At 70.2% G+C, this 25,276-nt stretch carries 18 protein-coding genes; 6 read left to right on the top strand and 12 right to left on the bottom strand.

The window, feature by feature from the left end; translation table 11 throughout:
- Window positions 1-135 precede the first annotated feature (135 nt).
- Complete coding sequence (locus DEI98_RS09740; RefSeq protein ID WP_017886093.1) at window positions 136-360, top strand: hypothetical protein; 225 nt, start codon at window positions 136-138, stop codon at window positions 358-360.
- Between the two features lie 134 nt (window positions 361-494).
- Here DEI98_RS09740 and DEI98_RS09735 read toward each other — a convergent pair whose 3' ends face one another.
- The 5 genes from DEI98_RS09735 to DEI98_RS09715 all read right to left on the bottom strand — a co-directional run bounded on the left by DEI98_RS09735 (window position 495) and on the right by DEI98_RS09715 (window position 6,390).
- Window positions 495-1,268, bottom strand: a complete 774-nt coding sequence (locus DEI98_RS09735; RefSeq protein WP_111100631.1) for a type 1 glutamine amidotransferase — start codon at window positions 1,266-1,268, stop codon at window positions 495-497.
- Complete coding sequence (locus DEI98_RS09730; RefSeq protein ID WP_017886091.1) at window positions 1,265-2,524, bottom strand: MurT ligase domain-containing protein; 1,260 nt, start codon at window positions 2,522-2,524, stop codon at window positions 1,265-1,267. Before DEI98_RS09730 ends, DEI98_RS09735 begins: the two co-directional genes overlap by 4 nt.
- A 6-nt stretch (window positions 2,525-2,530) precedes the next feature.
- Window positions 2,531-3,790, bottom strand: coding sequence for an RNA polymerase sigma factor (locus DEI98_RS09725; protein WP_027465462.1), 1,260 nt, complete (start codon window positions 3,788-3,790; stop codon window positions 2,531-2,533).
- 193 nt (window positions 3,791-3,983) lie between these two features.
- Window positions 3,984-5,303, bottom strand: a complete 1,320-nt coding sequence (locus DEI98_RS09720) for a nitrate/nitrite transporter (RefSeq protein WP_071403956.1) — start codon at window positions 5,301-5,303, stop codon at window positions 3,984-3,986.
- Between the two features lie 157 nt (window positions 5,304-5,460).
- Complete coding sequence (locus DEI98_RS09715; RefSeq protein ID WP_027465460.1) at window positions 5,461-6,390, bottom strand: proteasome assembly chaperone family protein; 930 nt, start codon at window positions 6,388-6,390, stop codon at window positions 5,461-5,463.
- 76 nt (window positions 6,391-6,466) lie between these two features.
- Between DEI98_RS09715 and DEI98_RS09710 the strand changes: the two genes are divergently transcribed.
- The 3 genes from DEI98_RS09710 to sucB all read left to right on the top strand — a co-directional run bounded on the left by DEI98_RS09710 (window position 6,467) and on the right by sucB (window position 11,060).
- Window positions 6,467-7,957 carry a leucyl aminopeptidase gene (locus DEI98_RS09710; RefSeq protein WP_111100630.1) on the top strand — a complete coding sequence of 497 codons (1,491 nt, stop codon included), beginning with the start codon at window positions 6,467-6,469 and terminating at the stop codon, window positions 7,955-7,957.
- 156 nt (window positions 7,958-8,113) lie between these two features.
- Window positions 8,114-9,487 (top strand): dihydrolipoyl dehydrogenase, encoded by a 1,374-nt coding sequence (gene lpdA / locus DEI98_RS09705; RefSeq protein WP_111100629.1) that lies wholly within the window; start codon window positions 8,114-8,116, stop codon window positions 9,485-9,487.
- 70 nt (window positions 9,488-9,557) lie between these two features.
- Entirely contained in the window at window positions 9,558-11,060 is a 1,503-nt protein-coding gene (gene sucB, locus DEI98_RS09700; protein ID WP_071403959.1) for a 2-oxoglutarate dehydrogenase, E2 component, dihydrolipoamide succinyltransferase, read from the top strand.
- A gap of 82 nt (window positions 11,061-11,142) precedes the next feature.
- Here the strand turns inward: sucB and DEI98_RS09695 are convergent, their stop codons facing one another.
- A complete protein-coding gene (locus DEI98_RS09695; RefSeq protein ID WP_146243486.1) occupies window positions 11,143-11,988 on the bottom strand; it encodes a hypothetical protein in 846 nt (281 codons plus the stop codon).
- Window positions 11,989-12,116: 128 nt separating this feature from the next.
- On the opposite strand from DEI98_RS09695, the gene DEI98_RS09690 reads away from it, so the two are divergent.
- Complete coding sequence (locus DEI98_RS09690; RefSeq protein ID WP_027465455.1) at window positions 12,117-12,833, top strand: DUF4191 domain-containing protein; 717 nt, start codon at window positions 12,117-12,119, stop codon at window positions 12,831-12,833.
- Window positions 12,834-13,331: 498 nt separating this feature from the next.
- Here the strand turns inward: DEI98_RS09690 and DEI98_RS09685 are convergent, their stop codons facing one another.
- Window positions 13,332-13,787 carry an RDD family protein gene (locus tag DEI98_RS09685; RefSeq protein WP_071244549.1) on the bottom strand — a complete coding sequence of 152 codons (456 nt, stop codon included), beginning with the start codon at window positions 13,785-13,787 and terminating at the stop codon, window positions 13,332-13,334.
- A gap of 141 nt (window positions 13,788-13,928) precedes the next feature.
- Between DEI98_RS09685 and glnA (DEI98_RS09680) the strand changes: the two genes are divergently transcribed.
- A complete protein-coding gene (gene glnA / locus DEI98_RS09680) occupies window positions 13,929-15,353 on the top strand; it encodes a type I glutamate--ammonia ligase (protein WP_027465453.1) in 1,425 nt (474 codons plus the stop codon).
- 432 nt (window positions 15,354-15,785) lie between these two features.
- Here the strand turns inward: glnA (DEI98_RS09680) and DEI98_RS09675 are convergent, their stop codons facing one another.
- The 5 genes from DEI98_RS09675 to glnA (DEI98_RS09650) all read right to left on the bottom strand — a co-directional run bounded on the left by DEI98_RS09675 (window position 15,786) and on the right by glnA (DEI98_RS09650) (window position 25,226).
- Window positions 15,786-17,213: a UDP-glucose/GDP-mannose dehydrogenase family protein gene (locus DEI98_RS09675; RefSeq protein WP_111100627.1), complete on the bottom strand. Its 1,428-nt coding sequence runs from the start codon at window positions 17,211-17,213 to the stop codon at window positions 15,786-15,788.
- Window positions 17,210-18,796, bottom strand: coding sequence for a glycosyl hydrolase (locus tag DEI98_RS18660; RefSeq protein ID WP_110863860.1), 1,587 nt, complete (start codon window positions 18,794-18,796; stop codon window positions 17,210-17,212). The genes DEI98_RS09675 and DEI98_RS18660 overlap by 4 nt, the downstream gene beginning before the upstream one ends.
- Window positions 18,789-20,375 (bottom strand): glycosyltransferase family 2 protein, encoded by a 1,587-nt coding sequence (locus DEI98_RS09660; RefSeq protein ID WP_111100624.1) that lies wholly within the window; start codon window positions 20,373-20,375, stop codon window positions 18,789-18,791. Before DEI98_RS09660 ends, DEI98_RS18660 begins: the two co-directional genes overlap by 8 nt.
- A 525-nt stretch (window positions 20,376-20,900) precedes the next feature.
- Entirely contained in the window at window positions 20,901-23,852 is a 2,952-nt protein-coding gene (locus tag DEI98_RS09655; protein ID WP_111100623.1) for a bifunctional [glutamine synthetase] adenylyltransferase/[glutamine synthetase]-adenylyl-L-tyrosine phosphorylase, read from the bottom strand.
- Between the two features lie 36 nt (window positions 23,853-23,888).
- Window positions 23,889-25,226: a type I glutamate--ammonia ligase gene (gene glnA, locus DEI98_RS09650; RefSeq protein WP_027465449.1), complete on the bottom strand. Its 1,338-nt coding sequence runs from the start codon at window positions 25,224-25,226 to the stop codon at window positions 23,889-23,891.
- Window positions 25,227-25,276: the final 50 nt, after the last annotated feature.

The raw sequence follows: 25,276 nt of genomic DNA, 5'->3' as shown, positions 1-25,276 counted from the left end.
CGTGTGGACACTCGCACTGGGGCCAAGCGATCCGCGCTGAGCGAAACAGGCCCCGACAATGCGTCGCTCTCAGGCATCACGTGTTGAAATGGTGCAACCACCCGGCACCACCTGCGATCCGTGAGGAGCACAGCAATGACCCAGACCGTGCAGGACCCCTCCATCGACGAAGTCAGCAACCACCAGCTGACCGCCGCCGACCGTTGCGACAGCTGCGGGGCGCAGGCCTACATCCGAGCCACGATGTCGAGCGGCGAGCTCTACTTCTGCGCCCACCACGGCGCCGAGTTCAAGGACAAGCTCGCGGCGACCGCCATCGAGTGGCACGACGAGAGCAGCCGACTCTACGAGTCGAAGTAGTCGCGACCGACACACGGACAGGAGGCGCGGTGCCAGTTGGCACCGCGCCTCCTGTCTGTCTGCAGCCTGGTTCAGAACGCGCGGAGACGACGAAGGCCGGGCCCCCCTCGGGACCCGGCCTTCTTCTTCGTGCGTCAGGCGATGCGCTTGAACGCCTTGTCGACGTAGCGGTCGACCGTGGCGCGCGCTTCATGTGCGTAGCGGTCGATGGTCGCCGTCTGCTCCGCGTCCGGCGCGTACTCCCGGCCCAGCCGTGCGGTGGCCGCGGCGAGGACACCATCGGTCAGCTGCGGGTTGAGCGGCAGGATCGGGCCCTGCGTGTGCGTGCCGAACGACGTGCCGACGATCGCACCCTCGACCGGGGCTCCCGCCTGGTTGCCACCACCGGACACGACGTCGGCGAACGGGCTGACCCCGGCCGCGAGTTCGATCGTGGTGGCGTGGTCCTCGAAGCCGGCGAGACGCTTCGGTGCTCCGGGGAGCAGCGGGTACCGGGTCTCGAGGACGAAGTAGTTCACGCGGCGCTCGGCACCGCGGACGGCCCGGGCGTCGAACACGCCGAAGCCGGCGACCGGCGCACCCTCGGTCGGCACGACCTCGTTCGTCGCCAGGTCGAACCCACCGCCGACCGCGATGACCGGCACACCATCGGTCGCGAACGCACGGAGCGCGCCGCCGATGCGGGTGACGTCGTCGCCCAGGGAACGCATCGCGCTGAGCGGTCCGTTGCCGATCACGACGACGCCCGCCGCGGTCGGGAGCTCGTCACCGGGCGCGTACTCGAGGACCTGTGTCTCGATGCCCGAAGCGGCCGCACGGCGGACCAGGGCCGCGACGTTGCCACGGTCGCCCGAGACGCCCATCTGCCGGGGGTAGACGTGCAGGATGGTCAGCCGGTCGGCCGTCATGCGGTCTTCTCCATGTCCGGGTGGCCCAGGGCCTTGCGGGCGATCATCATGATCTCGTAGTTGACGATGAAGTTCTTCGTCCCGCGGGTCGTCGAGCCGAGCTGCTCCATGTGCTTGATGGCCGCTTCGACGTCGGGCTCGACCCGGCCGATGCGGACACCGGCGTGCTCGAGCGCGATCGCGATCTGCCACGCCTTGTCACCGGAGACGACGTCCACGTGGTCGAGCTTCGAGAAGTCGATGTCGTAGATCCAGGAGATGTCGGGCGTGCCCTCGTCGATCGCCATGAGGACCTGCTCGGGCTGGTCCGGCAGGGCGTCGAGGTTCAGCTGCAGGCTCGCGGCGTTCTTGAACATCGTGAACTCGGCGGACTCGCCCGCGATGGGGAGTCGTTCGCCACGGCCGTACGCGGGCTTCATCGTGCCGAAGGCCTTGGTCACGGCATCGGCCCGGAACTGCGCGCCGAGGGCCGCACTGGCCGTCGCGGTGGCCGCAGCGGCGTCGACCGCGTAGTGCAGGCCGCGGGCGGGCAGGCGGACCGGGATCTCGGCACCGTCGAAGCGGATCGTCGCGCCGTCGCCCGTGTGGGCCACGACCTCGGCGTCGGCGGTGTGCTGGGCACGGTCACCGGCGTCGAACGAGTCGGCGTTCTGCAGACCGTTCGGCGCTGCGGCGATGACCTCGTCGCTCGCACCGAACCGCAGGACACGCTGCCCGGGGGTACCGGAGTAGCCGTCGAGGAACTGGTCGTCGTGGTTGGTGATGACGTTCGCCGTCGACAGTGCGGCGGTGTCGAGCATCATCGTCGCCACGCGCTCGGTCTCGAAGAACCGGTACAGCTGGTCGACCTGCACGTTGAGCATCGTCACCGTCGAGGGCGACAGGATCCCGGCGAGCTCGACCGCGAAGGCCTCGTCGACCTCGAGGATGCCGATGTCTGCCTTCAGGCGACCGGTCAGCGAGACCTCGGACAGCAGGGCCGACGCGATGCCCTGCGGCAGGTTCGCGCCGGACGGGTTCGTGAAGACCCGCAGCCCGTGGGCCCGCACGATGTCGGAGATCATGTGCGTGGTCGTCGACTTGCCGTTCGAGCCGAGCACGAAGACGACGCCGTTCGGGAACTGCTTCGTCACGTGCTGCAGGAAGTCCGGCACGAGCTTCAGGACGATGAACCCCGGGTAGGCGGACCCGCCGCCCCGCGCACGAGCGAGGGCACGGAGGATCCGCCCGATCAGGATCGGGATGAAGAAGCGCATGCCGGCTTACTCGAGGTAGTCGCGCAGCGACTGCGACCGCGACGGGTGGCGGAGCTTCGCCATCGTCTTGGACTCGATCTGACGGATGCGCTCACGCGTCACGCCGAACGTGTCACCGATCTGGTCGAGGGTCTTCGGCTGGCCGTCACCGAGGCCGAAGCGCATGCGGATCACGCCCGCCTCGCGCTCGGACAGGGAGTCGAGCAGGCTCTCGAGCTGCTTCTGCAGCATCGTGAAGCCCACCGCGTCGGCCGGCACGACCGCCTCGGTGTCCTCGATGAGGTCACCGAACTCCGAGTCGCCGTCCTCGCCCAGGGGCGTGTGCAGCGAGATCGGCTCGCGGCCGTACTTCTGGACCTCGACGACCTTCTCCGGGGTCATGTCGAGCTCGCGGGCGAGCTCTTCCGGAGTGGGTTCGCGACCGAGGTCCTGCAGCATCTGCCGCTGGACGCGGGCGAGCTTGTTGATGACCTCGACCATGTGCACCGGGATGCGGATGGTGCGGGCCTGGTCGGCCATGGCGCGGGTGATGGCCTGACGGATCCACCACGTCGCGTAGGTCGAGAACTTGAAGCCCTTGGTGTAGTCGAACTTCTCGACCGCACGGATCAGGCCCAGGTTGCCCTCCTGGATGAGGTCCAGGAACTGCATGCCACGACCGGTGTAGCGCTTCGCGAGCGAGACGACCAGGCGGAGGTTCGCACCGAGCAGGTGCGACTTCGCACGCTGACCGTCACGGGCGACCCAGCGCAGTTCACGCTCGGCGGGCTTCGAGAGCCCCGTCGCGTGCTGCAGCTTGTCCTCGGCGAACAGGCCGGCCTCGATGCGCATCGCGAGCTCGACCTCCTGCTCGGCGTTGAGCAGGGCGACCTTGCCGATCTGCTTCAGGTAGTCCTTCACCGGGTCGGCGGTGGCACCAGTGATGGTCGTCGAGTAGACCGGCGCCTCGTCGTCGTCGGTCTGCGAGATGACGAGCGCACCGGCGGCGACCGCGGCAGCGGCGTCCGGCTTGGCCGTCTTGTCGTCGGTGTCGTCGGCCTCGTCGGTCGGCTCCTCGACGGGCTCGTCGGAGGCGATCGCCTCGTCGACGGCGTCGGTCTTCTTCGCCTTGGGCGCCGCCTTCTTGGCGGGCGCCTTCTTGGCGGGGGCCTTCGTGGCGCGCTTCTTCGGCGCTGCGGTGCCCTCGGTGTCCGTGGCGTCCTCTGCCACAGCGCCCTCGGGCTCGGTGTCCTTCGTGGGATCGATCGTCGTGCTCCGGGCAGCCATGCGATCACCTCTCTCGTCGTGCCACGTTCGTGGGGTCGTGGCCTCCCTCGCCGCCCAGGTCCCGCGCCGCAGTCCCCCGCGTCGTACGAGTCCTACCGTTCCGGGCAGCACTAGGACCCATGTCAAGTCCCCCGAGTTCACCGGCGCTCCGAAGTGCTCCGACAGACAGGGGTCCCGAACGGGTCCGTGATCATTATTGCACGTGCCGCTTCCGCAGGCGTGCAACGAGTGCAACCCAGAGTGGCCCGACGCGTATTCCCTCTTCCGAGTGCAGCACGCGGCGGGTCCGACGGCGGGCGTGCAGGAGCATCCCGACGCCGAAACCGACCACGACGTACTGCACGGTGAGGGCGATCCGGAAGTTCTCCCAGGCGAACACCTCGGTGCCCGAAGCCCGCGCAGCGACGTCGAGGACGACGCCGATCAGGTACATCATCACGAAGGCCGCCAGGAAGCCGCCGACGTTCACGACACCGTTCGCCGAGCCGAGCGATCCGACCGGGTTGAAGGTCCGAGCGAAGTCGAAGCCGATCAGGGAACCGGGCCCACCGATCCCCATCGCGACGACGAGCAGCACGAGCAACCACGTCGGCGGGTGCCCGGGCCAGAGCAGGATCGCCGTCCAGAGCACCGCGAGCAGGACGACCACGCCGAGCACCAGGTTCGACCGGCGCATCGGGAACCGTGCGCAGAGCACGCCGAGCACCGGACCGGCGACGAACCCGACGACCACGATGATCGTGAGGAACCCGGCAGCCTCACCCGGGGAGTACCCGAGCCCCCGGAGCATCGGCACGCCCCACAGCAGCGAGAACACCGTGCCCGAGGACTGGGTGACGTAGTGCGACCAGAACCCGAGCTGCGTGCCCGGGCGCCGGAGCGCGTGCCCGAAGGTGCTGAAGGCGGCACCCCACGAGTGCGGCAGCGGGATCGTGTCCGTCCGCACCGGCACGGGACCGTTCCGCACGAAGACCGCGGCGAGCACCAGGCCGACAGCGCTAGCCGCGGCCGCGACGCCGAACGCCGGGGTCCAGCCCACCGTGTGCAGGAGCACCGCGAAGGGGAACGCCGACAGGATCTGGCCGATCTGCCCGAGGTTGCCCGTCCACTGCGAGATCTGCGGCAGGATCCGGCCGCTGAACCACATCGGCACCAGGCGGATCACCGAGATGAAGGTCATGGCGTCACCGGCACCGACGAGCACCCGCCCCGCGATGGCCGGCCCGATCGACGGGGACACGGCGACGATCGCCTGTCCGACGACCAGCAGCGCGGCGCCGAGGAGTACCAGCCGGCGCGGGCCCACGCGGTCGAGCGCGATCCCCACCGGGATCTGCAGCCCCGCGTAGACGGCGATCTGCACCACGGCGAGGGTGGACAGGACCGCGGCGGAGACGGCGAACCGGTCCTGCGCGTCGACGCCGGACACCCCGAGCGAGGACCGCTGCACCACGGCGAGGACGTACGCGAGGACCGCGACGCCCCAGATCAGGAAGGCACGACGGGAGTTCACCGGACCAGGCTACCGACGCGTCCCCACGTCGATGCGCGACGAGCGTCGTCGACGCGCGTCACGTCGTGCGGGCGACCGGAGGACGGCCTGGAGGCGCGGTGCGGGGCCACCACGGGCCTCCAGGCCGCCCTGTGGGGACGTCCGGATCCCGCGACGGTCAGTCGGTCGCGTCGCCCTGGGTGCGCCGGTCGGCGAGGAAGCGCTCGAGCTCGGCCGCGATCGCGTCGGCGGTCGGCACCTCGCCGTCGACGCCGGTGAGCGGCGACGCGACGGGGTTGCCCTCCATGTACGTGTCGTGCCGCTCCTCGAGCACGGAGACCAGGCGCTGCAGCTCGGGGTTCCCGGCCACCTGCTCCTCGACGCGGGTGAGGAACTCGCGACCCGACTCCCGCAGGGCGTCGGTCGGGAAGATGAGCCCGGTCGCGGCGGCGATGCCGGACAGCGCTGCGACGGCGGCGTCGGGGAACTCGGTGTCGGACAGGTAGTGCGGCACGAGCAGCACGAGCCCGGTGACCTGGGCACCCGTCTCGGCGAGGCGGTGCTCGACCAGGTGCAGGACGTTCGCCGGCGCCTGGGTCTCGGGCTTCCAGACGCTCATCTGCTCGACGAGGTCGGCCCGGGTGCCGGAGACGGTCAGGCTGATCGGACGGGTGTGCGGGACCGGCATCGGGATGGACTGCACCCACGTGGTGTCGGCCACCTGCAGGTCGGCGGCGAGCCCGGTGACCGCGCGGACGAAGCGGTTCCACTGGAAGTCCGGCTCGTAGCCCGACAGGAACAGGAACGGCTGGCCGATCTCGTCGCGCACCAGGTGCAGGGCCAGACGGGGCGGCTCGACGGCGCTGATGTGGTCGTGCTCGAAGGTGATGACCGGCCGACGGGCCCGCCAGTCGAGCAGCACGTCCGGGTCGAACTCGGCGACGAGTTCGGTGTCGAGGTCCTCGAGGATCGAGTTCGTCACCTGCGCGACGGCCGATCCGGCATCGGCGAAGCCGGTCAGCCCGGCGATCAGGTGCAACCCTGCTGGCACGGTCGGGGCGTCTGCGTCGAACGTGTAGAGCTCCTCGGGGTGGTTCACCGTCCCCATGCTAGGCGGGGCGTCCGACGTCCCCGGTGCGCGACGACCACGCCGACAGCGAACAGGCCGTCGGTAGGGTTGGAGCATGGTCCGACCGACGCTCTCCACCACCAGTTCACCCCCCGAGACCACCACCGCCGACGTGCTCGTCGTCGGGGTCCGCCCGGGCTCGTCCGGCGAGGCCGACAGCACCGCTGTGCTCGCTCCCACCGCCCTCGGCACGCTCGATGCCCTCGCCGACCTCGACCTCGCCGCGATCGGGGTCACCGGCGCGAAGGACCAGCTCGTCCGGCTGCCGGCCACCGGCGTCGGTGCGAAGTCGGTCGCGCTGATCGGCCTCGGCTCCGCCACGGGCGCCGCGGCGATCCGCGCTGCGGCCGGCAGCGCCGTGCGACAGCTCCCCCGGGTCGACTCGATCACGCTCGCCCTGCCCACGGACTCGGCCGAGCTCGTCGACGCCGCCCTCGAGGGCGCGGCGCTCGGCGCGTACGCCTTCACCCGGCACAAGGGCACCGGCACCAAGGCCCCGGCCCGCGGTGACCAGCGCATCGAGGTCGTCGCCCCCGCCGACGTCGCAGCCGACGCCGCCGGGCGCCCCGCGATCGTCGCCGACGCCGCGTCGCTCGTGCGCGACCTCGTGAACACCGCCGCGGGCGACCTCGGGCCGCAGGACGTCGCCGACGTCGCGACCGGGTTCGCCTCGGACCTGCCGCTCACCGTCGAGGTCCTCGACGAGCAGGCGCTCGAGGAGCAGGGCTTCGGCGGCATCCTCGGTGTCGGCCGCGGTTCGGCGCGTCCCCCGCGCCTGGTCGTCGTCCGGTACGCGCCGGACTCCGCCACGAAGCACCTCGCCCTCGTGGGCAAGGGCATCACCTTCGACTCGGGCGGCCTCTCGCTCAAGCCCGCGGCGTCGATGCTCGGCATGAAGACCGACATGACCGGTGCCGCCACGGTGCTCGCCGCGACCGTCGCCGCCGCCCGCCTGGGGCTGAACGTGCGCGTGACCGCGTGGCTCGCCCTCGCCGAGAACATGCCCTCCGGCACCGCGACCCGCCCGGGCGACGTCCTGACGCTGAAGAACGGCACCACGGTCGAGGTCACGAACACCGACGCCGAGGGCCGCCTGGTGCTCGGCGACGGGATGGCCGCCGCGTCGCTCGAGGAGCCCGACGCGCTCGTCGACGTCGCCACGCTGACCGGCGCCCAGGTCGTCGCGCTCGGCGACCGCACCACCGGCCTGATGGGCAGCGACGACCTCGTCGCGAAGGTCCGTGCCGTCGCCGAGGGCGTCGCGGAGCCGATCTGGCCGATGCCGCTGCCCGAGGAGCTCGAGGCCCGGCTGTCCAGCGACGTCGCCGACATCGTCAACGCCACGGTCGGCAACCCGGCCGGCGGCATGCTGCTCGCGGGCAAGTTCCTCGAGCGCTTCGCCGGCGACGGTGTCCCCTGGGCGCACCTCGACATCGCTGGTCCGTCGGAGAACAAGGGCGGCGGGTACGCCTGGTTGGGCAAGGGTGCGACGGGCGTGATGGTCCGGACGCTCATCGCTCTCGCAGAAGACCTCCAGTCCGAGTAGTAGGTTTGGTACCGGTGGGAACGGCGCACCGACGCGCCTCCCACCGGTACTGCACGGGACGGGACCGGAACCACGCGGTCCGACCGTCGGACGCCGCCCTCCGCGGTGTCCACGTAGGGCCCGATCGGCCCGACACGCACGAGGGAGTTGCACCAGGTGACGGAACAGACTTACGACGTCGTTGTCCTCGGTGGCGGGAGTGGTGGGTACGCCGCTGCGCTCCGGGCCGCCGAACTCGGCATGAGCGTCGCGCTCATCGAGGGCGACAAGCTCGGAGGGACGTGCCTGCACCGCGGCTGCATCCCGACCAAGGCGCTGCTGCACGCCGCGGAGATCGCCGACGGCGCGCGTGACGCCGAGAAGTACGGCGTGATCGCGGAGTTCGCCGGTGTCGACGTGCCCAAGGTCATCGACTACCAGCAGGGCGTCATCAACTCCAAGTACAAGGGCCTGCAGGGCCTGATCAAGGCCCGCGGCATCACCGTGGTCGAGGGCTGGGGTCGTCTGACCTCGCAGAACACCGTGCAGGTCGGCGACCAGACCGTCACCGGCAAGAACATCGTGCTCGCGACCGGCTCCTACTCGAAGTCCCTGCCCGGGCTCGAGATCGGCGGCCGCGTGATCACCAGCGAGACCGCGCTCCGCATGGACTACGTCCCGAACAAGGTCGTCATCCTGGGCGGCGGCGTCATCGGCGTCGAGTTCGCCAGCGTCTGGAAGTCCTTCGGGGCCGAGGTCACCATCGTCGAGGGCCTGCCGCACCTGGTCCCGGCCGAGGACGAGTCGATGTCGAAGCAGCTCGAGCGTGCGTTCCGCAAGCGCGGCATCGAGTTCTCGCTCGGTGTCCGGTTCCAGGGCGTCGAGCAGGACGAGAACGGCGTCGTCGTCACGCTGGAGGACGGCAAGACCTTCGACGGTGACGTCCTGCTCGTCGCCGTCGGCCGTGGCCCGGTCACGCAGAACGTCGGCTACGACGAGGTCGGCGTGGCGATGGACCGCGGGTTCGTCACCACGAACGAGCGTCTCGCCACGAACATCCCGAACGTCTACGCCGTCGGCGACATCGTCCCCGGCCTGCAGCTCGCGCACCGCGGCTTCCAGCAGGGCATCTTCGTCGCCGAGGAGATCGCCGGCCTCAACCCGGTGGTCATCGAGGACAAGAACATCCCGAAGATCACCTACTCCGACCCCGAGGTCGCTTCGGTCGGGCTCTCGCAGGCCAAGGCCGAGGAGCAGTACGGCGCCGACAAGGTCGACTCGTACGAGTACAACCTGGCCGGCAACGGCAAGAGCCACATCATCGGGACCTCCGGCTCCGTCAAGGTAGTGCGCGTCGTGGACGGCCCCGTCGTCGGGGTCAGCATGATCGGTGCCCGCGTCGGCGAGCTCATCGGCGAAGCCCAGCTCGCCGTGAACTGGGAGGCCTACCCGGAGGACATCGCTCCCCTGGTGCACGGTCACCCGACCCAGAACGAAGCCCTCGGCGAGGCGTTCCTGCACCTCGCGGGCAAGCCGCTGCACGCGCTGTGACCGGCACCGGCCGCACTGTGACAATGACATCAACAACCACTGCAATCCCCCGCGAAGAGGAGTCCACCCGATGAGCGAATCCGTCAACCTCCCGGCGCTCGGCGAGAGCGTCACCGAGGGCACGGTGACCCGATGGCTGAAGAACGTCGGTGACCGGGTCGAGGTCGACGAGCCGCTGCTCGAGGTCTCGACCGACAAGGTCGACACCGAGATCCCGTCGCCGATCGCCGGCGTCGTCGAGGAGATCCTCGTTCCCGAGGACGAGACCGTCGAGGTCGGCACCGCCCTCGTGAAGATCGGTGACGGCTCCGGCTCGTCCGACGGCGGTTCGGACTCGTCCGACTCCGGCGCCGACGACGCGAACGCCGCCGCTGCCGACGCCGAGGAACCCGAGGCCGCTCCGAGCACGGAGCAGGAGGCCGAGACCCCCGCGCCCGAGCCCACCGAGCCCGAGCCGGCCCCCGCCGGACAGACGCAGCCCGCCGCCCCGCAGGCACCGTCCGCCCCGCCCGCGGCAGCGCCGGTCCCGGCCGCCGCTCCGGTCCCGCCGCCCGCAGCCGCTCCGCCGGCAGCCGTGCCGGCCCAGGCCGCTCCGGCTCCGGCGTCCGCGCCGAGCACCACGGCCGCCGCAGCGGTACCGAACCCCACGCAGGACGGCGCAGCCTCCGGCTACGTCACCCCGCTGGTGCGCAAGCTCGCCAACGAGCAGGGTGTGGACCTGTCCACGGTCACCGGCTCCGGTGTCGGGGGGCGCATCCGCAAGGAGGACGTCCTCGCCGCCGCCGCGAAGGCCCCGGCCGCCTCGGCAGCAGCAGCACCCGCCGCCGCGTCCGGCCCGTTCGTCGCCGAGGTCTCGCCGCTGCGCGGGACCCGCGAGAAGATGACCCGCCTGCGCAAGGTCGTCGCCGAGCGTGCCGTGCAGTCGATGACCTCGACCGCACAGCTCACGAGCGTCGTCGAGGTCGACGTCACGAAGGTGGCGCAGTTCCGCGACGCGCACAAGGCGGAGTTCCTCGAGAAGACCGGCTCGAAGCTCTCCTTCATGCCCTTCTTCGCCCTCGCGGCGTCCGAGGCGCTGAAGGCCCACCCGAAGATCAACTCCACGGTCGAGGGCGACGAGATCGTCTACCCGGAGTCCGAGAACGTCTCCATCGCGGTGGACACCGAGCGCGGCCTGCTGACCCCGGTCATCAAGGACGCGGCCTCGCTGGACCTGGCGCAGTTCTCGAAGTCCATCGCGGACCTCGCCGAGCGCACCCGGAACAACCAGCTCAAGCCCGACGAGCTGGCCGGCGGCACGTTCACGCTGACCAACACGGGTTCGCGTGGCGCGCTGTTCGACACCCCCGTGGTGTTCCTGCCGCAGTCGGCGATCCTCGGCACCGGCATCGTCACGAAGCGTCCGGCGGTCGTGAAGGTCGACGGCCAGGAGGCCATCGCCATCCGCTCGTTCGTCTACCTGGCGCTGTCGTACGACCACCGGATCATCGACGGTGCGGACGCCTCGCGGTACCTCGTCGCGGTGAAGAACCGTCTCGAAGAGGGCAACTTCGCCCCGAACCTCGGGTACTGATCCCAGCAGCACGGCCGACGGCCCCGGTTCCCCTCGTGGGGGCCGGGGCCGTCCCCGTTCCCGTTCACGGGCGGGTTCGGCGTCACCCGCCGCCGAGCAGGGTCAGGGCGGCGACCACCGACCCGACGGCGACGACGAGCCCCACGAGCACGCGGCGGAGCGGGAGCCGTCGGTCGGCTCCGAGCGGGACGCCGTGCTCGACCACGTCCCGCAGGCGCTCGAGCAGTCCGTCCTGCCCGTCCGATGTCGGCGGTTCGGCGAACACGAGGTCGCTCGGCACAGGGGTCCAGCGGAACGGCCGGGGCGCGGCGGTGCCGTGGACGACGTCGAGTGCCGTTCGTGCGCTCGGTCCGTCACCGTCGAGGGCGTCCTGCAGCGCGTCGAGCACCGGTTGCTGAGCGGGATCGGCCGGGTCGACGCGGTCCCACACCGTCCGGGCTGCGAGCACGAGGGTGCGGGTCGCGTCGGTCGAGTGCACGGTGCGCGTCGGGGGTGCGGTGCGCGTCGGGGTCCTCGCGTTGGTTTGGTTCATCGGGTTCGTCGGGTTCGTCGGGTTCGTCGCGTTCGTCGGGCGGTCGCAGAGCACGACGGCACCGGAGTCGTCCACCAGCACGTCGTCGATGCCGGCTGTACCGAGCAGGATCGCGCCGTCGTGCACCGCCACCAGGAGCTCCAGGAGCGGGACCGTCAGGGTCACCGCGACGCCGGTGGTCGGGGTGCCGAGCCGGTCGAGCGCCGCCACGAGCGGTGTGCCGGTCGGCCGGTCGAGGTCGACCACGAGATGCCCCGTCGGGGTCCGACCGACCGCGGCCACCGGGACGAGGTGCCGCTCGGCGGCCGCGGAGCGGTCGGCGACCCAGCTGAGCACGTCGTGCTCGTTGCCGGTCGCGATCCAGCGATCCGGGTGGTGGGCCGTGCTCGTCTCCATGGTGACCAGCGTGGCGGTGGCGCGGCGGGCCTCCAGGCTCTCCCGCACCACCTGTGGACAAGACGTGTTCGCGCACAGCCGGACACACGACGGTCTCCCCCGCCGCACGGAGGCCGTATCCTGTTCGCATGGCACGCAGCTCTTCCACAGACAAGAAGGCGAAGGAGCCGGGGCGTCTCAAGCAGATGTTCCAGGTCTTCCAGATGACCCGAAAGGCCGACCCGTCGTCGGTCTGGTGGTTCGCCCTCGCCTTCGTCGGTCCGGTCGTCCTCGGTGTCCTGCTGGCGCTGCTCCTGCCGGGGCAGAACTGGCTCGCGATCGTCCTGTGGATCGTCGCCGGTGTGCTGCTCGGTGTGCTGCTCTTCCTCATCGTGCTCGGCCGTCTGGCCGAACGCGCCGCGTACTCGCAGATCGAAGGCCAGCCCGGCGCCGTCGGTGCCGTGCTGTCGAACTCGCTCCGTCGCCAGTGGCGCTCGAGCGAGATGCCTGTCGCGGTGCACGGTCGCTCGCAGGCAGCGGTCTACCGCGCCGTGGGTCGCCCGGGTGTCGTCCTGATCACCGAGGGTCAGCGTGGCAACCTCAACCGCCAGGTCGACGAGGAGCGCCGCAAGGTGCAGCGCATCGTCCCGAACGTCGCCGTGCACGTGCTGCACGTGGGTGACGGCACCGGTGAGAGCCTGACGCTGCACAAGCTGCCCCGTGCCATGAACAAGCTCAAGAAGTCGCTCAACCGCAACGAGGTCCTGGCGGTCGCGAACCGTCTCGACTCGCTGACGCAGAGCCCTGCGGCCTCGATCCCGAAGGGCATGGACCCGATGCGGGCTCGCGCCGGACGGCCGCGCTGACCGAAGCCCTCCGCACACGAGAACGCCCCCGACCAGATCTGGTCGGGGGCGTTCTCGTGTGTGGAGGCCGCGGGGGGCTAGAGGTGTTCGCGAGGCCCGCACCGTGCGACCTTCGCTGGACCGTGCGAGGTTGTCGGCTCGGTGCGGGACTCCGACGGCGCACCGGGCAGGCAAGCTCGCACCCGGTGAGCAACCTCGCACGGTGCGAGGGCGATCAACGAAGGCCCGGCGCGCAACCTCGCACGGTGCGAGGGCGATCGACGGAGGCCCGGCGCGCAACCTTGCACGGTGCGAGGGCGCGGCACCGGCCCTGAACCGTGCGAGGTTGTCGGCTCGGTGCGAGACTCCGACGGCGCACGGGACGGGCAAACTCGCACCCGATGAGCAACCTCGCACGGTGCGAGGGCCAGCGGCGGAAACCCGGCTCGCGACCTCGTACGGTGCGAGGGCGCGGACGACAGCCACGGTGCGCGCCCCGCACCCTCGGCCGGCCCCGGCTCAGCGGCGGACGAGCACCGTCCCCGCGATGCGGTCGTGCGCACCCCGGCTGTCGCGGTCGATGATGAGCGCCGGGACCACCAGGCAGAGCAGCACCGTCCGGAGGATCGGCCGCCACACCCCCACGTAGCCTCCACGCATCGGGACGACCCGCAGTCCGACGCAGATGTGCCCGAACGACCCGGACAGCAGGCAGATGAACACGATCTGCAGCACGGCGAAGATGGCGATCTGCACCCAGGAGTGCGCGATGTCGCCCGAACCGTTCACCGGCGACCACACCCCGGTGACGTAGGCGACCAGGTCAGCAAGTGCGCCGTCGATGAGGAGCGCGACGACCCGCCGACCGATCCGCCCGACACTCCGGGGCCCGGACTCGGGCAGACCGAGGTCCTTGCCCGGCCATCCGTCCGGGTGCTCGGAGGGCGCGGACGGACTGGGAGTGCTGCGGGCCATGGTCCCCAGCGTAGGCGACGGCCCGGGCGTAACACGCCCGAAACAAACCAGTCATGTCCGGGAAACCCCGTGTCAATAGCCTCGTCGGAGGTGCCTTGACCGGTGCCTCCGACATCACCCAACCCATTGGAGATCGGCCCCATGTTCAGCGATTCCTCCGAGGTCCTGGCCTTCATCAAGGACACCGACGTCAAGTTCCTCGACATCCGCTTCACGGACCTGCCCGGTGTGCAGCAGCACTTCAACATCCCGGCATCCACCGTCGACGAGGACTTCTTCTCGGTCGGCCAGCTGTTCGACGGCTCCTCCATCCGCGGCTTCGCGTCGATCCACGAGTCCGACATGCAGCTGATCCCCGATGTCACCACGGCGTACGTCGACCAGTTCCGCGCCGAGCGCACGCTCATCATGATCTTCGACATCTACAACCCGCGGAACGGCGAGATCTACGGCCGCGACCCGCGCCAGGTGGCGAAGAAGGCCGAGAAGTACCTCGCGTCGACGGGCATCGCGGACACCGCGTTCTTCGCCCCCGAGGCCGAGTTCTACATCTTCGACGACGTCCGCTACTCGGTCACGCAGAACGAGTCCTTCTACGCGGTCGACTCCGAAGAGGGCGCCTGGAACACCGGTCGTGACGAAGAGGGCGGCAACCTCGCCAACAAGACCCCGTACAAGGGCGGCTACTTCCCCGTGTCGCCGGTCGACAAGACCGCCGACCTGCGCGACGACATCACCCTCAAGCTGATCGACGCGGGCTTCGAGCTCGAGCGCTCGCACCACGAGGTGGGCACCGGCGGCCAGCAGGAGATCAACTACAAGTTCGACACGATGGTCCACGCCGCGGACGACATCCTGAAGTTCAAGTACATCGTCAAGAACACGGCTGACCAGTGGGGCAAGGTCGCCACGTTCATGCCGAAGCCGCTCTTCGGCGACAACGGCTCGGGCATGCACACCCACCAGTCGCTCTGGTCGGACGGCAAGCCGCTCTTCTACGACGAGAACGGCTACGGCGGTCTGTCGGACCTCGCCCGCTGGTACATCGGCGGCATCCTGAAGCACGCCTCGGCGCTGCTCGCGTTCACCAACCCGTCGATCAACTCGTACCACCGTCTGGTCAAGGGCTTCGAGGCTCCGGTCAACCTGGTCTACTCGGCCGGCAACCGCTCGGCGGCGATCCGCATCCCGATCACGGGCACCAACCCGAAGGCCAAGCGCATCGAGTTCCGCGCGCCCGACGCCTCCGGCAACCCGTACCTCGCCTTCGCCGCGCAGCTGATGGCGGGCCTCGACGGCATCCAGAACCGCATCGAGCCGCACGAGCCGGTCGACAAGGACCTCTACGAGCTCCCGCCGGAAGAGGCGAAGGGCATCCCCCAGGTCCCCGGCTCCCTCGACGAAGCGCTCGACGCGCTCGAGGCGGACCACGAGTTCCTCACGAAGGGCAACGTCTTCACCGAAGACCTCATCCAGACCTGGATCGACTACAAGCGTGAGAACGAGATCCTCCCGCTGGCCCAGCGCCCGCACCCGTTCGAGTACGAGCTGTACTTCGGCGTCTGAGTCTCGCTGACACCACACGAAGGGCCCCGCACCGTCAGGTGCGGGGCCCTTCGTGTGTATGCCAAAGCGACAGTGCGCTGACGGCCAGGGCGCTGGCACCCGCGAGAGCGACAGAACGCCGCGAACGTTCCGCGGGATTCTGTCGCTTTCGCGCGAGGACGCTGCCACCGTGCGCGCGGGGTGCTGACGCGACCGCCTGGAGGCCCGGTGCCGGTCCGGCGGGCGGGTGTCGGGCCTCCAGGCGGTCGCGACGCACGTTCCTTCCCATCGCAGCCGGACTGGAAAGCGGAATCGGGCGTACCTGGTCAGAACTTCCGACCAGGGACGCCCGATTCGACCAGGGACGCCCGGAACCGCCCGAAACGACCGGACCCGGGCGCACGGGAACGGGGCCCGCGCCGCCCGGCACGGACCCCGTCTCGCGAACGGTGACTAGCGGCTCGTGGCCAACGCGTCGTTCGTCCCCGCTGCGACGCTCACGGGTGCACCCGTGACCGGCGTGGGACGTCCCAGGGAACGGACGGTCCACCCCGCTTTCACCCAGTCGAGGACCGGGAGGCAGTTGCGCGCGTCGATCACGACGCGGCGCCCGACGAGGTCACCGAGGGCGACCGGGTCGGCGGTGATGATGTCGTCCCACTCGGTGAGCACGAGGACGACGTCGGCGCCCTCGATCGCGTCCGCCATCGACGCGGCGTAGCTCAGCGTCGGGAACGAGCGCTTCGCGGGCTCCATCGCCTCCGGGTCCCAGAGCGTCACCTGGGCGCCGCGGAGGTGCAGCGCGGCGGCGACGTTGAGCGCCGGGGAGTCCCGGACATCGTCGGTCAGGGGCTTGAACGCGGCACCGATGACGGCCACGCGACGGTTGAGCACCGATCCCCCGGCCGAGTCGATCGCCATGTCGATGACCCGCTGGCGCTGCCCCATGTTGATCTCGTCGACCTGCTGCATGAGGCCGACGACCTGGCCCGCGCCGATCTCGTTCGCGCGGTACATGAGCGCCCGGATGTCCTTCGGCAGGCAGCCGCCGCCGAAGCCGAGGCCGGCGTTCAGGAACTTCCGGCCGATGCGGGCGTCGTGGCCGAGGGCGTCGGCGAGCGTGGAGACGTCGGCGCCGGTGATGGCGCACATCTCGGAGATCGCGTTGATGAACGAGATCTTCGTGGCGAGGAACGCGTTGGCGCTCACCTTGACGAGCTCCGCGGTGGCGAGGTCGGTGGTGATGACCGGGGTGCCCTCGCTGATCGGTGCGGCGTAGACCTCGCGGATCACGGCGTCGGCGGCCTCGGAGGCTCCACCCCAGACCAGACGGTCCGGGTGCAGGGTGTCCTCGACGGCCTTGCCCTCACGCAGGAACTCGGGGTTCCAGATGAGTTCCGCGTCGATGCCGGCGGGGGTGAACTCGCGGACGATACCGCGGAGCCGCGCTGCCGTGCCGACCGGGACCGTCGACTTGCCGACGATGAGGCCCGGGTGGGTGAGGTTCTCGGCGACGCCACGGGTGGCGCTCTCGACGTAGGCCAGGTTCGCGGCGTGCGACCCGGCCTTCTGCGGGGTGCCGACGCACACGAAGTGGACGTCCGCAGCCGCGACGGCCGAGGCGATGTCGGAGGTGAAGCGGAGCTTGCCGCTGGCGACGTGCTTCGTGATGAGCTCGGGCAGACCGGGCTCGAAGAACGGGACCTCACCGGCGGACAGTGCGGCGAGCTTCGACGCGTCGATGTCGACACCGATGGTCTCGAAGCCCATCTCGGCCATGGCGGCCGCGTGGGTGGCGCCGAGGTAGCCGGTGCCGATGACGCTGATGACGGGTGCGGGGCGGGTGTCGGCCGATGCGGTCGACTTCTTGGACTCGCTCATTGCGTGACCTCCTGCAGGTCGTAGTCGATGTCGTTGCGCTTGATGCCCTCGGCGAAGGCCTTGAGGGAATCGGCGCGGGAGTTGAGACGCCAGTCGTTCGTGGTGCGCTTGCCGTCGATGATGGTGGTCGCGGTCTCGCTGAAGTACGCGAAGCCGACGATGTCCTTGTTGGCGGGGTCCGCCAGCGCATCGAAGAGCGAGTTGATCCACTGCGTCTTCTGCGGGTTCGCGACACTCGTGCCGGTCTCGGTCGCCCCGATCTCGTTGAGCATGATGCCCTTGCCCGGCGCGATCTGGCGGAGCTGCGTGAGCGTCGCTCCGAAAGTCGTGCCGAACGTCGGCTGCTCGGTGGCGTCGCGGTAGTAGCCGCTCATGCCGACCCAGTCCACGTAGTCCGCACCCGGGTAGTACTGCTGCATGTAGTCGAGCGTCTGGTACTTCGGGTTGCCGAGCTTGTCGATGCGGCTCGGGGACCAGTCCCAGATGACGTACTTGTTCGCGCCGTTCGCCTGGAAGACGTCGTGCACGTGCTGCCACATCTTCTTGTAGGAGCCGGCCGGGTTCTTCTGGGCGTCACCCTCGGACCAGTTGTACCAGGAGCCGTTCATCTCGTGGTCGAGACGGATGACCATCGGCTGCCCGTTGGCCGCCAGCGCCTTGGCGTACTTCGTCAGGTAGGCGTCGAACGATCCACCGGAGATGTCGTCGTTGGTGTACCCGGGGACGTACTTCTGGTCGTTGCCGGTCTGTGCCGGCACCGTCTCCCACGTCATGAGCGGGACACGGCCGTTGGCCCAGGAGCGCTGCACCGCGGGGGCGTTGAACTCCTGGTCGAAGCCCTGGAAGAAGCCGGTCATGTTGGACGCGGTACCGACCTGACGGGAGACCTCGTCGTACTCGGCCCAGTTGAACGGGGACTGCGCGGTGTACAGGCCGTACCAGCGCGACTGCTGACCGAGGATCTCGGCCTTGGTCGGCGTGACGACCGGGGTGGAACCCGGGTCGGTCGAGGGACCGGGGTTCGGCTTCGAGCCACCGCCGTTGCCGGAACCAGAGCCGGACCCGGATCCGTTGCCGGAACCAGAGCCGCTGCCGGACCCGTTGTCGGACGAGCCCGAGCCGGACCCGGACGCACCGGCCGAACCGGCACCGGACCCGCCGGAACCCGAGCCACCGCTGCCGGAACCCGCGGCGTTGACGTTGGACGAGCCTCCCGAATCCTTCGCGGCACCGAGCTGGGACTGCAGCGACGCGATCTGCGCCTTGAGCTCCGAGATCTGGTCGCCACGCGACCCGGCCTGGGCCGTGCGGGAGTCGAGCTTGCCCTCGAGCGACCAGATGCGCTCCTGGGCGGCGTCGAGCTGCGTCTGCAGCTCGGCGGCGGACACCTTCTTGGCCTTCGGCGCCTCGACGCCCAGAGCCTGATGCACGGCGGTCGAGACGGGGCCGGAGGGTGAGATCCACACCGACCAGGTGATGAGGCCGAGCGCCAGCACGATGGCCGTCGTGCCGATGGCCGTCCGGCGGGCGTGCTTGCTGGACTGCGCCCACCAAGCACTCGAGGAACGGATGAAGTCAGACAATGAGGAACGCCTCCAGGGCGAAGATCGCGATGCCGATCACGTACGGGATCGCTGCGTACGGGTTGTACCGGCGGGCTCGGGCGGGGGCCGGCGCGGCTGCTCGCTGGGCCTCCTGCTGCGCGACCGCGGCTGCGGCCTCACGGCGGGTGGCGAGGACGGTGGTGGTGGAGTTGGTCGCCGCGTCGGCGCCGAAGAGCTCGTCGAACGCACGGTCCACGGCCACCTGGTCGACCCCGGCCGACCGGGCACGTTCGGCGTCAATCGGACTGACCGGGACCTGCGCCGTGGAGGACAGCGGCTGGACGGCGTCCGCCGGGTCCTCCTGCATCGGACCGCCGGCGTAGGCACCGGCCCGGGTCCCCCAGCCGGACGCGTGCGCCAGGCGGAAGAAGCCGATGAGCCGGATCGGCATCAGGAAGAACGTCGACACGATGATGAACATCGGCAGGCGGAAGAAGTCGCTCGGCTTCTCGGACAGGTGCCGCATCTGGCGGATCGCCATGCTCAGCACGCTCGAGATCACCATGAGCGCCGCGACGTAGACGAACCCGGTCGAGAAGCCGTACTGCGACAGGATGCCCTGGTACAGGTTCTCGCCCTGGCCGGTGAAGGCACGGTAGATCCAGCCGGCGATCACGCCGAAGAGCATGAACGGCAGGATGATGTCGGTGATGAAGAACGCCGCGAGGACCGGCGCGTGGCCGAGCATCCACGGCAGCATCCGCAGCGTGTTGTACTGCGAACCGCGGGCCCAGCGGAGCTGCTGCTTGAACAGCTTCTTCACCTGCAGCGGGGCGTCCGTGTAGACCAGCGACGTGTACTGGTAGACGGTCCGGTACCCCTCCTTGAGCGTGAGGTTCGTCAGTGTCCGGTCGTCCGAGACCTCGAGGAACACGCCCATGAACTTCTCGTGCATGAACCGGTCCATCACCCGCATGAGGATGCTCCGGCGGAACGCGATGGTGCGCCCGGGCAGGCAGCCGATCTGCCCGAGGACACTCTGTGCCGGCATCGAGTAGAGCGCCCGCGAGTTCTCGAGCCAGTCGGCCCAGCGGGTGATCCAGCTGCGCTCCGGTTCGAGGATGCGCTGCCGGGTCGTCACCCCACCGACGGACTCGTCGGCGAACGGCTTGAGGAGTTCCTCGAGCGCGCCGGGGGTCCAGACGGTGTCGGAGTCGACCAGCACCGTGATGTCGCCGTTGGACATCTCGGTGCCGACCTTGACGGCGTTGCGCTTGCCCGGGATGGGCGTGTGGGTCCAGCGGACGAGGGGGGCGAACTCGTCGCAGACCTCCTCGAGCGCCTCGTTGCGGGCACCGTTGATGACGACGATGATCTCGCCGGGCTGCTGCTCGACCATGCGGCCGATGACGTCACGGAACAGGTCGAGCGGTTCGTCCACGACGGGGACGACGACGCTGGTGGTACCGACGAAGGTGCCGGTGAAGGGGCGGTAGCGGGCGGAGATGACGACCTTGAGCAACCAGAGCAACCAGATCACCGCGGAGTACACGGCGAACAGGTAGAACTCGGGGTGGCCTTCGACCATCTGCCTGATCTGCAGAATGAAGGTGAACACTGATCCCTGCTTCAACGTTCGAGGTGGAGATTCCGCTTCATCGGGGAATCAGGGCCGGTTCGGGTGATGCAATTGATGCAGAACCTGAACGCGCGCGCAACGCGGCCCCCGTCCGGGGGCGTTACGGGCGCGTTACGGGGTACACACCGGTCCCCCTCTCGGCCGGTCGGAGCGGTCCCCCGTGGTGCTGACAGCACTCCTGCGGACCACGCCTCGACGCAGGGTCGCCCTGATGGGCGACAGGTGCGGCCTGGAGGAACGGGTCGGGTCCGACGGAAAGCCCAGGTCAGCAGGTGGTCACGCGGCGTGTCGGGGGACGTCGGAAAAGGTCCCCTGGCGGTCCGGTGGGAGTTCGGTCACGGCCCGGTAACGAGCCGGGCTCCGTTTCGAACAGGGGTACGAAGAGGGTGCCGTCGGGGGACGTCGTGCGACACGGAGAATTAACCTTCGATGGCTGCTCAGGTCGGGTCCGTCCGCAGACGCTCGGGCGTGTCGCGGGGTGCTCGGCGCTGCGTCGGCGGCGGGTCAGGCGCCGTAGAACTCGCGCTCGAACACCTGTCGTGCGCGCCGCGTGACGCCGAGGTAGTCGTCCTCGAGGCGGCTCGCGGAGCCCGGCGGGTACTCCATCAGGCGGGCGACGCCCTCGAGCTGGACGCGGTCGACGGGCAGCACGTCGGTGGTCTTCCCCGACCACAGCACGAGGGCACTGCGGGTGCGCGACGCGAAGCGCCAGGCGGCCCCGAGTCGCTCGCCGTCCTCGGCGCCGACGAGTCCGGCGTCGACCGCGGCGTCGAGCGCCTCGAGCGTCGACGTGGTCCGGAGCGACGGGATCTCGAGCGCGTGCTGCAGCTGCAGGAGCTGCACGAACCACTCGACGTCGCTGAGGGACCCGCGGCCGAGCTTGAGGTGTCGGGCCGGGTCCGCGCCGCGGGGCAGCCGCTCCGACTCGACGCGGGCCTTGATGCGGCGGACTTCACGCACCTGGTGGTCGTCGATCCGCTCCGGGTACCGGGTGCGGTCGGCAAGGTGCTCGAAGTCACGCAGGAGCTGTGCGTCGCCGACGGCCCCGCGGGCGCGGAGGAGCGCCTGCGCCTCCCACGTGAGCGACCAGCGGGCGTAGTAGGCGCCGTAGGACTCGAGCGTCCGCACCACGGGACCATTCTTGCCCTCGGGGCGCAGGTCGATGTCGAGGTCGAGCGGGTGGATCGTGTCCTCGGTCAGGCGGTTGAGCTCGCGCACGATGGTCTGGGCGGTCCGGGACGCGACCTCGGGCGCCAGGTCGGGGGCCCGGTACACGTACAGCACGTCGGCGTCCGACCCGAAGCCGAGCTCCCGCCCGCCGTACCGGCCCATCGCGATGATGCCGAACTCGAAGCCCTCGGGCGCGTCCCGGCGGGCGAGCGCGAGGGCGCCGGCGAGGGTGGCCTCGGTGACGTCGCTCAGGGCCGGGCCGAGCCCGTCGACGTCGAGGGAGCCGAGCACGGCGGCCATGCCGAGCCGCAGGGTCTCCCGACGTCGGGCCGACCGGAGCAGGGCCGCGGAGCCGTCGACGTCGTTGCCGTGCCGGGCGGTCGTCGCGGTCATCTCGGCGAGCAGGGAGTCGATCGGCCGCGGACGCAGGAGCGCCTCGGGTTCGTCGAGCCAGGCGACCGCCTCGGGGAACCGCTCGAGCAGCCCGGACAGGAACGCCGACTCGGACAGCACGGTGGTGAGCGAGTGTGCGGCGCCGGACGAGTCGCGCAGCATGCGGAGGAACCAGCTCGACTCCCCCAGCCCGTCGCTCAACCGCCGGAAGGCCAGCAGCGCACGGTCCGGCGCCGGCCCCTCGGCCATCCAGCGCAGGAGCACCGGGAGCAGGTTCCGCTGGATCGCCGCGCGCCGGCTCGTGCCCTGCGTGAGGGCGCGGATGTGGCCGACGGCTCCGGCGGGGTCGACGAACCCGACACCGGCGAGCCGGTCGACGACCTGGTCGTTGGTCAGGACGATCTCGTCCTCGGTCGAAGCCACCGCGGACAGCAGCGGCCGGTAGAACAGGCGCTCGTGCAGCCCGCGGACCTCGAGCTTCACGGCGCGCCAGCGGGCCTCGAGCGCCGGCGCCGACGCCGCGACGCCGCTCGACCGGGCGAGCACCCGCAGCTCCTCTTCGTCGGAGGGCATGAGGTGCGTCCGCTGCAAGCGCCGGAGCTGGATGCGGTGCTCGAGCACCCGGAGCAGCGCGTAGTCCGGGCCGAACCGAGCGGCCTCGGCACGGCCGACGTACCCGGCGTCGGTCAGGGCGTCCATCGCCTCGAGCGTTGACCGGACCCGCACGGACGGGTCGTCACGGCCGTGCACGAGCTGCAGGAGCTGCACGGTGAACTCGACGTCCCGCAGGCCTCCGGGGCCGAGCTTGAGCTGCCGGTCGACGTCGGCGTCGGGGATGTGCTCGGTCACCCGCTCGCGCATGCGCTGCACGGATTCCACGAATCCCGGCCGGGTGGAGGAGTTCCACACGAACGACGCGACGGCCTCGGCGTACCGGGCACCCAGGTCGGCGGATCCGGCGATCGGGCGGGCCTTGAGCAGCGCCTGGAACTCCCACCCCTTTGCCCAGCGCTCGTAGTACGCCACGTGCGAGTCGAGGGTGCGGGCGAGTGCGCCGTCCTTGCCCTCGGGCCGGAGGTTCGCGTCGACCTCCCACAGGGCGGGCTCAGCGGCGAGGTCGGTGATCGCGTGCATGGCCGCGATCGCGATGCGGGTGGAGACGAGCACGGCCCGGTCGGTGGGGACGTCGTCGGTGGGCTCCGTGACGAAGATGACGTCGACGTCGCTGACGTAGTTGAGCTCGCGCGCACCGGCCTTGCCCATGGCGATCACCGCGAGCGGGGTCGCCGCGACGTCGGCCGCCGGGAACGGGACCTCGCGCCGGGCGATGTCGACGGCGGCGTCGAGGGTGGCGCCCGCCAGGTCGGCGAGGCCCGCCGCGACGGCCGGGAACGCGTCCGTCGGCACGGGGTGCAGCACGTCGAACAGGGCGATCTGGGCCAGGTGCCGGCGGTAGCGCACCCGCAGGCGCATCCGGGCGTCCTCACCCGTGGCACCGTCGACGGCCTCGGTCAGCGACGCCGTGTACCGCTCCTGCGACCACGGTTCACCGACCGGTTCGAGCAGCACTGCGAGCTCGGCCGGACGCCGGTGCAGGAACTCCCCGAGACCGATCGAGGCGCCGAGCAGGCGGATCAGGCGCTCGGTCGCGGCGTCGTCCGTCAGGACGGGGCGGAGCTCGTCCGGCGCACGCTCGAGCAGCCGCTCGAGCATCCGCAGGGCGCCGTCCGGATCAGCGGTGCCGCCCCAGAGCGCGGCAGACCCGGCGACCGGCAGCGGCACGTCGGGGCCGAACCGGGCCTCCAGGTCGGCAGCCCGCTCGAGGCTCTCCGACAGCTCGGCGAACCCCAGACGGGCCAGCTCCGAACGTGACGTCGTCGTCCGACCGGTCATGTGGAACGTGCTCCCGAGGGGTCAGGGCGCTCGGTTCTAGAGCGCGCCGAGGTTGGTGTCGAGCTCGAACGGGGTGACCTGGTCGCGGTAGCGCTTCCACTCCTGCCGCTTGTTGAGCAGCACGAAGTTGAACACCTGCTCGCCGAGGGTCTCGGCCACCAGCTCGGAGTCCTCCATGAGGCTCAGCGCGTGGTCGAGGCTCGCGGGCAGCTGGCTGTAGCCCAGGGCCCGGCGCTCCGAGTCGCTGAGGCTCCAGACGTTGTCCTCGGCCTCGGCGGGGAGCTCGTACTCTTCCTCGATGCCCTTGAGGCCGGCGGCGAGCAGCAGCGAGTACGCCAGGTACGGGTTCGCCGCCGAGTCGATGCCGCGGTACTCGATGCGCGAGGACTGGCCCTTGTTCGGCTTGTAGAGCGGCACGCGCACCAGGGCCGAGCGGTTGTTGTGGCCCCAGGTGACGAAGGACGGGGCCTCGTCGCCGCCCCAGAGCCGCTTGTACGAGTTGACGAACTGGTTCGTCACCGCGGTGATCTCCGGCGCGTGCTTGAGCACGCCGGCGATGAAGTGCTTGGCGGTCTGCGACAGCTGGTACTGGCCACCGGCCTCGTAGAAGGCGTTCTGGTCGCCCTCGAACAGCGAGACGTGGGTGTGCATGCCGGAACCGGGCTGGCCCGAGATCGGCTTCGGCATGAACGTCGCGTAGACGCCCTGCTCGATCGCCACTTCCTTCACCACCGTTCGGAAGGTCATGATGTTGTCCGCCATCGTCAGTGCGTCGGCGTACCGGAGGTCGATCTCGTTCTGCCCGGGGCCGGCCTCGTGGTGCGAGAACTCGACCGAGATGCCGAGGTCCTCGAGCATCCGGACGGACCGACGGCGGAAGTCGTGCGCGCTGCCGCCGGGGACGTTGTCGAAGTAACCGGCCTGGTCGACGGGCTGCGGGCCGCCGTCCTTCCACTCGCGGCTCTTGAGCAGGTAGAACTCGATCTCGGGGTGCGTGTAGAACGTGAACCCGCGGTCGCTCGCCCGGGCCAGGGTGCGCTTCAGCACGTTGCGGGGGTCGGCCACGGCGGGCTGCCCGTCCGGCGTCGTGATGTCGCAGAACATCCGCGCGGTGGGGTCGATCTCGCCGCGCCACGGCAGGATCTGGAACGTCGAGGGGTCCGGGTGCGCCAGGACGTCGGCCTCGTACGAGCGGGTGAGGCCCTCGATCGCGGAGCCGTCGAACCCGATGCCCTCGGCGAACGCGCCCTCGACCTCGGCCGGGGCGATCGCCACCGACTTCAGCGTCCCGATGACGTCCGTGAACCAGAGTCGGATGAACTTGATGCCGCGCTCCTCGATGGTGCGGAGCACGAAGTCCGTCTGCTTGTCCATGCACGACCTTTCCGTGTATCGGGTGGCCGCTGGCGGGCCTCGTCCCAGGC

This window comes from Curtobacterium sp. MCLR17_034, assembly GCF_003234485.1.
Classification (GTDB): domain Bacteria; phylum Actinomycetota; class Actinomycetes; order Actinomycetales; family Microbacteriaceae; genus Curtobacterium; species Curtobacterium flaccumfaciens.
This window is presented reverse-complemented; position numbering and strand designations above follow the sequence as displayed.